We start from the raw sequence: 7,706 nt of genomic DNA on the forward strand, positions 1-7,706 counted from the left end.
GTCCCGCAACGCCGCACCCAACGGCTTCAACACCACCGACACCACACCCTCACCGGGCACGAACCCGTCCGCCCCCGCGTCGAACGCCCGCACCACGCCCGAGGGTGACAGGGCACGCAGGTTCTTCATGGCGATGTAGTGCAGCGGTGTCATCGCGACGCGGACGCCGGCGACGACGGCCTGCTCGCACTCGCCGTCACGGATGGAACGCACCGCCGTGTGCAGGGCGACCAGCGACGACGAGCACAGCGTGTCGATCGTCATGCTCGGCCCCCGCAGATCCAGGAAGTGGCTCAGCCGGTTGGCGAGGAAGGCGTTGTGGTTGCCGAGGCCGCTGTGGGCGTCCAGCTCGGGCGCGATGTTGTACTCGCGGTAGTGCTGGTAGCTGGCGCCCACGAACACGCCGGTGGCGGGGGACAGGTGCCGTGGGGGAAGTCCCGCCGACTCCAGCGCCTCCCACGTCGTCCGCAGCAGCCAGCGCGCCTGGGGGTCGAGCACCTCCGCCTGCTTGGGGAAGAAGTCGAAGAACCGCGCGTCGAACTCCTCGACGTCGTCGAGGAACCCGCCGACGTCGGGCTCCGTCCCGTTCGCGTACGCGCCCCACCGGTGCGGCGGGGCGGGGCGGATGGCGGTGCCCGCGCCCGCGAGCAGCGACCACAGCCCGGCCTCGTCGCGCGCGCCGGGCAGCGCGAAGGCGAAGCCGATGACGGCCACGTCCTTCGATTCGCGGGTGGGGCCGGCGGCGGCGGGCCCGGCCTCAGTGGCCGGGGCGACCACGCGGGGCACGGCCTCCGGGGCCTGGGCGACCTCGCGGGGGGCGGCCTCGGTGGCCTGGGCGAACGCGCCGGGGGCGGCCTGCTCGGCCACGTAGGCGGCCAGGTCACGGCAGTCCGGGGAGCCCAGGATGTCGGCGGGGCTCAGCTTCACGCCGTACGTCTCCTGGAGGTCGGCCGCGATGGCGGTCGCCAGCAGGGAGTCGAGCCCCACGGCGGACAGGGAGGTGGCCGGCGTGATCCCCGGGTCGTGGAAGGCGTTCCTCACGACCGCGAGCACCGCGGCCTCGGCCGCCGCCACGTGCTCTCCGCGCGGGGCGCGACCGGGCGTCCGGCCTGATGCGGAGCCGACGGCCGGGGGCCGCCGGGAACCGGCGGTCGTGCCGGGCGCGGCGGGTTCGGTCACGGTCCGGTACTCGATGTCGCCGAGCCGGGCCAGGACCTGGCCGTCGCCGGAGAGCAGGGTCACGTCGCCGCGGCGCACCCGGTCCGTCCGAGGGTCGCGGGCCTCCAGCAGCACGTACGCCGTCCGCGCCGGGTCGCCGCACCGCTCCACCCGCCCGACGGAGACCGGCAGGAACGTCCCCGTCGGAGCCGCCGGGTCGGCGAGGGTGAGGACGGCCATGCTCTGCAGGGCGGCGTCGAGCGCGACCGCCGTCCGCTCCAGCGCGCCGCCCGCCGGGCCCTCGACTCGGGCGAGCACGCGGGCGGGTCCGTAGCGCACGTCGGCGAGTGATCGCAGCGGCGCGTCGAGGTCCATGCCCTTCGCCGCGAACCAGGCGTACAGGCCGGCCGGTTCCAGCGTCCTGCCGAGCTCCGCGCGCAGGGCGGCGATGTCCCGCTCCGCGCCGGGCGGCGGTTCCTCGCGGGCGTCCGGTTCGAGGCGGGCGACGACCGTGTCGCCGTGCCGGAAGGCGGCGGGCCCGGTGCGGGCGGGGTCGTCCAGGTCGTCGGTGAGGGGCCGGACGCCGGTCCCCCGCGCGGGGAACGTGACCCGCCGCAGGACCCCGGCGTGCCGGAGTGCGAGAGCCAGCGGCAGGGCGGCGGGGACGGTCGGCTCGCCGAACACGCGGTGGGCACGGGTCAGCCGGTCCACGACGGCGTCCGGCCCCGTCTCCTCCGCGCTCCGCGCGTCCTCGGCGGGGGCGCGGAAGGGGTAGGGCGGCAGGGTGATCCGGCGGAGGGCCGCGCCGTCGTACACCTTGTGCCAGTCGACGGTCCCCCCGCTGACGTAGAAGTCGGCCAGCGCGCTGCTCAGGCGGCCGTCCCGCACGCGCAGCCGGGCTTCGAGCCGCTCCACCCCGACCGAGGTGAACGCCCCCAGCCGCTCCAGGAGCGCGCGGTCTGTCGCGGCGGCGCCGCCGCCGAGGACCGTACCGCCGCGCAGGACGGTCCCGTGGACGTCGCCTCCGCGGCGGACGATCCACGCCAGCCCGGCGCTCAGCTCGTCGGCGGTGGAGCCGAGGACGGCCACGCGGTGGCGCTGGTGGTCACGTCCCACGGCGGCCGAGCAGCACAGGACCGCCGGGGCCGGCGCGGTGTCCCCCCGCAGCAGCCGGTGGACGTCGGCGGCGCGCCGGACCAGGCCCTCGGGGGTGTGCGCGGACAGGACGAGGAGGTGCTCGCCGAGCACGCCGGGGGCGTCCCCGTGCCCGGCGGGCCCGTCGGCGGTGTACTCCTCCACCACGATGTGCGCGTTGGTGCCCCCCATGCCGAAGGCGCTGACGCCCGCCCGGCGTGGCCCGTCCGGGTGCCACGGCCGCGGCTCGGTCGGGACGACGAACGGCCCGGAGGCCAGGTCGAGGTGGGCCCCGGGGGTCTCGAAGCCGGCGAGCGGCGGGATCTCCCCGTGCCGCAGGCACAGCAGGACCTTCACCAGGCCGGCGAGCCCGCTCGCGGGTTCCAGATGGCCGATGTTGGCCTTGACGGAGCCGAGGTGGCAGGGCTCGCGGCGGGCCTGGTCGCCGCCGAACACGTCGGTCAGCGCGGCGATCTCGATCGGGTCGCCCAGCCGGGTGGCCGTGCCGTGCGTCTCGATCAGCGTGATGTCCGCCGGGGCCACGCCCGCGTCGTCCAGGGCCGCGCGGATGACCGCGGCCTGGGCCTCGCTGCGGGGCACCGGGAGGGCGCTGCCGCGGCCCCCGTGGTTGACGGCCGTGCCGCGGATGACACCCCAGATGGCGTCGCCGTCCCGCTCGGCGTCGGCCAGCCGCTTCAGCATCACGGCCACCGCCCCCTCACCCGGGACGAAGCCGTCGGCCCTGTCGTCGAAGGGCCGCGGCCGGGACTCCGACAGGGCCCCGAGCTGGCTCAGGCTGCGGTAGTACCACGGGGTGAGCCCGACGTGGCAGGCCGCCACGATGGCGGCGCCGCAGTGCCCGGCGCGCAGGGCCGCGACCGCCTGCTGGACGGCGACCAGGGAGGACGAGCACAGCGTGTCCACGGTCTGCGAGGGACCCGTCAGGTCCAGCGCGTAGGAGATCCGGTTGGCCAGCACGGCGTTCAGCGATCCGAGCGCCGTGTAGGGACCCACGGTCTCCAGCCCCTGCGCGTCGCGGTGATGCGTGTAGGTGGCGCCGACGAAGACGCCGATGTCGCGGCGGCCGGCGAGACCGCTGTCGTCGCGTACCGCCCAGGCGTGCTCCAGGAGGAGCTTCTGCTGGGCGTCCATGTCCTCGGCCTCCCGGACGGAGACGCCGAAGAACGCCGGGTCGAAGCGGTCGGTGCCGGTGAGGAACGCGCCGGTGCGGCAGTACGTCCCGGTCATGCGGGGTCCGCGCCGCTCGAAGTGGGCGTCGATGTCCCAGCGTTCGGCGGGGATCTCGGTGAAGGCGTGCCCGCCGGAGCGTAGCAGGGCCCACAGCCCGGCCAGGTCGGCCGCTCCTGGCAGATCGCCCGACACGGCGACCACGGCGACGTCCTCGGGGCGGGCGGCGCCCCCTCGGCGGGGGCGGGCGGCGGCGCCGGGCGAAGGGGCCGGCTCGCCCGCCGTCTGAGAGGCCGGTGCGGGCAGGGCCTCCGCCGCCCCGTACCGTTCCGTCAGCGCCTGCGCCAGCTCCGCGAAGCCGCCGTACTCCAGGAACAGCGTGGCGGGGAGACGGAGGTCCCACCGGCGCGACAGCTCCTCCGACAGCTCGACGCTCATGATCGAACTCATGCCGTAGTCCGCCAGCGGTGCGGCCCGGTCGAAGGACGCGAGGCCGAGACGCTCCGTCAGGAAGCGTTCCAGCTCGTCCTCGACGCGTTCGCGGCTCGCTCCCCCGGCGTGGAGGCCGCCGCCGACGGCGTCCGCGCCTGTCGCTGGACGGCGGGGCGTGTCCGCTTCGGCCACGGGTGTGTCGGGGTCGGCGAGGGTGTCCGAGGCGTCGGGGTGCGCGATGACGACCTGGCGCAGGTCCTCGCCCAGCACCGCGACGAGCGCGTCCAGGGCTTCGGCGGTGCCCAGGGGCCTGACGCCGCGGCGCCGCAGCTGTTCCGCGACGGCCGTGCCCATGCCCACCTCACCCCAGAGGCCCCAGTCGACGCTGAGCCACGGCTTGCCGCGCGCGTGAGCGAAGGCGTCCAGGTAGGCGTTGGCGGCGGCGTACCCGCCCTGCCCGAGGTTGCCGAAGGTGCCGGAGACGGAGGCGAACAGGACGGCGAAGTCCAGGTCCAGGCCTGCGACGGCGGCGGCGAGTTCGCGCACGCCGTCCACCTTGGGCCTCATCACCTCGGCGATGTCCCCGGCGGAGGCGGAGCGGATCAGCCCGTCCTTCAGCGTGCCGGCGGCGTGCACCACCCCGTGCAGCTCGCCGACGTCCGCGCGGACGCGCTCGATCAGTGCCCCGAGCTCGCCCGGCGCGGCGATGTCCGCGGCGTACGAGACGAGGGAGCAGCCGGGTGTCTCGATCCCGGCCGTCCCGGACCCGCCGGACCGGCTCACCAGGGCGACGACGCCGGCGCCCTCCTGCGCGAACCGGGCCGCGACCTCCAGGCCGAGGCCGCCGTGCCCGCCGAGGATCAGGTAACGCCCGCCCTTTCTGACGGGCCGCGCCGCGGAGGGGAGCGTGCGGGTGCGGACGCGGACGGGCTCGTGCCGGATGCCCTGCCGGTAGCCGACCTCGGTGGGGCCGTCGCCGAGTTCGGCCAGGTGCGCGTCGCCTGACGCGTCGTCGAGGTCGACGAGCCGGGGCCGCAGGCCCGGGTACTCGATCGCGGCCGTGCGGACGAGGCCCCACAGGGCCGCGCGTGCGGGGATCGGCCGGTCGTCGTCGGCGACCGGCTGCGCGGACCGGGTCACCACGAGGAAGCGGGCGCGGCGCTGCCGTTCGCCGAGGGTCTTCAGCGCGGCGAAGCACCCGTACAGCCCGGTGCCGAGTTCCGTCTCCTCCGTCCTGGTGGGGCCGGTGCTCCACAGGTGCACGGCTCCTGACACCTGGTCGCCCACCGACTCCCACAGCCGGCGGAAGTCCTCCTCGTCCGGGGATGCGAGGACGTGGCGCTCCGGGTCCCGCCCGCCCGCGCCGGGCGGCACGCCGAGGACGGCCTCCACCACGCGGGCGCCCTCGGCGCGCAACCGCCGGGCGGTGCGCTCACCGAGGCCGGCGGGGTCGCCGTCGTGCACGACCACCCAGGTGCCGGTCGCGGGCTCGCGTCGCGGGCCGGGCAGGTCGGCCGGCCGCCACACGATCCGTGAGACCGGGTGCGCGGCGCCGGACGGCGACCCCGGTGCGGAGCCCGGCCCGGTCGTCCGGCGCATCCGCACGCCGGTCAGCTCCACGGCGACGTCCCCGGACGGCCCGAGCACCAGGGCGTCCGCCGTGGCGTAGGCGCCCTCGACGCCGGTGCGGCGCACCAGCACGGTCACACCGTCAGAAGGGGCCGACAGGTCGGCGAGGACCGCGACGCGGGCGACGCCGATCGGCAGCATGGGCAGGGGGTCGTTCCCGGCGGCGAGGTCCTGGAGCGCGCAGCTGACGACCTGGAAGACGCCGTCCACCAGCAGCGGGTGGGCGTGCCACGGCAGGGGCTCGGCGTCGGTGCGCAGCGTCGCGCGGGCCGTGCCGTCCCCGACGGTGAGTTCCCTGACGGTGCGGAAGTCGGGCCCGTACTCGAGGCCCGCCCGCGACCAGCTCTCGTACAGCTTCTCCGCGGCGATCGCGCGCGTGCCGGCGACGTGCCAGGCCGGCGGGCGCGGCTCGCCGTCGCCATCGCCTTCACCGCCGCCCTTACCGCCGCCTTCACCGTCGCCGAGGAGGCGGCCGGTGCCGGTGGACAGCGGCTTGCGCTCCCCGGACAGGACGACGCTCAGTTCGAAGCGGGTCCGGTCCTGGTGCGTCACGTCGAGCCGGACGGCGGCGGTCGCGTCGCCGGCGAGGGTGAGGGGCCGCAGGAAGGTGACGTCGGTGAGTTCCAGCGGGACGAACGGCCGGCGCCTGGCGACCCCCACCATCGCCATCTCCAGCTGCACCGCGGCGGGCAGCAGCCCGGTCCCGCCGGCGCGGTGCTGGGCGATGAGGGGTTCGCGTCCCGCGAAGGTCTTCTCGTAGGTCTCTGCTCGTTGCGTCACTCTGACTCACTCCGGTGCTCGTGATGACGGTCGAACAGCGGGTGGCTGACGGCACTCGTCACGGTGCGGTGAGCGGGAGGCGCGGCCAGCTCCTGTCGGTTGAAGGGGTAGGTGGGAAGGTCGGTGGTGCGGTGGTTCTTGCCGGTGTGCAGGTCGCTCCAGCTCAGGTCGGCGCCGGTCACGTTGTGGTACGTGGCCAGGGCCTCGTGCAGCTGTCCCTGGTCGTTGCGCCCGCGGTGCAGCGTGGCGATCCAGGCCGGGTGCGGCTCGGCGAGGATCGTGCGGGCCAGCGGCAGGAGCTGTGGATGGGGTCCGAGCTCCCAGACGGCCCGCGGATTGCTCTCGCCGAGCGTGGTCAGGGCCTGGGCGAAGCGGACGGGCTGACGGACGGCCGCCGCCCAGTGCTCGGGGTCGGTGGCGGTCTCGGCGGTGTGCCAGGCGCCGGTGAGCGTGGTGGCGAACGGGAGCGCGGGCGGCTTCAGCGGCGTGGCGGCCACGGCCTCGGCGAACGGCCGCACGGCCGGCTCCATGGCGGCTGAGTGGAAGGCGTGGCTGACCGTGAGCGGCACGGTGCGGTGCGGGGTCTCCTCGCAGAACCGGGTGACGGCGTCGGCGGGGCCGGTGATCGTGTGCACCCGGGGCGCGTTGTACGCCGCGATCTCGACGCCGGGGTACGGCCGCAGCGCGTCGCCGAGCGTCTCGGAGTCGGCGTGGACGACGGCCATGGTGCCGTCGGCGGACTGCGCCTGCATGAGCGCGCCGCGTAACGCGGTCAGCCGCAGCAGGTCGGGCAGGGCCAGCACGCCGGCGGCCCAGGCCGCGGTGAGTTCGCCGAGGCTGTGCCCGGCGACGGCGTCGGGACGCACCCCCGCCCCCTCCAGGAAGCGCACCAGGGCGACCTCGACGCTGACGATGGCGGGCTGCGCGTACCTGGTCTGGTCCAGCAGGTGCCTGGCCTCGCCGTGGAGCAGGTCGAGCAGCGGGACGTCGAGGTGCGGCAGGAGGAGTTCCGCGCACTCGTGCAGCGCGTCGCGGAAGCGGGGTTCGGTCGTGAGGAGGCCCTGGCCCATGTCGCGGTACTGGGACCCCTGCCCGGTGAAGAGGAAGGCCGTGGCGGGCTTCCCCGTCTGCCTGACGGCGGGGATGCGGCCGTCCGCGACGTCGGTGAGCCGGGCGGCCAGGTCCGCCGCCGTGGCGCCGTGGACGGCGACGCGCCAGCGGTGGGCGGCGCGGCCCGTGTTCGCGGTGCAGGCGACGTCGCCCACCTCGTCGTCGGGGGTGGAGGCGAGGCGGTCGGCGTAGGCGGCGGCCAGGGCACGCACCGCCACCTCGTCCGCACCCGTCACCCGCACCAGATGACTGTCCTGAACCAGCGGCGCCCGCCG

At 76.0% G+C, this 7,706-nt stretch carries 2 protein-coding genes; both read right to left on the minus strand.

The window, feature by feature from the left end; genetic code table 11:
* Positions 1-6,321: SDR family NAD(P)-dependent oxidoreductase (locus BMX74_RS42195; protein ID WP_143078976.1), on the minus strand; the 6,321-nt coding region annotated here is incomplete at its 3' end.
* On the minus strand, positions 6,318-7,706 hold a 1,389-nt coding region (locus BMX74_RS42200; RefSeq protein ID WP_218154265.1), incomplete at its 5' end, for an acyltransferase domain-containing protein. The genes BMX74_RS42200 and BMX74_RS42195, both read right to left, overlap by 4 nt.

Source organism: Nonomuraea pusilla, assembly GCF_900109355.1.
GTDB lineage: Bacteria > Actinomycetota > Actinomycetes > Streptosporangiales > Streptosporangiaceae > Nonomuraea > Nonomuraea pusilla.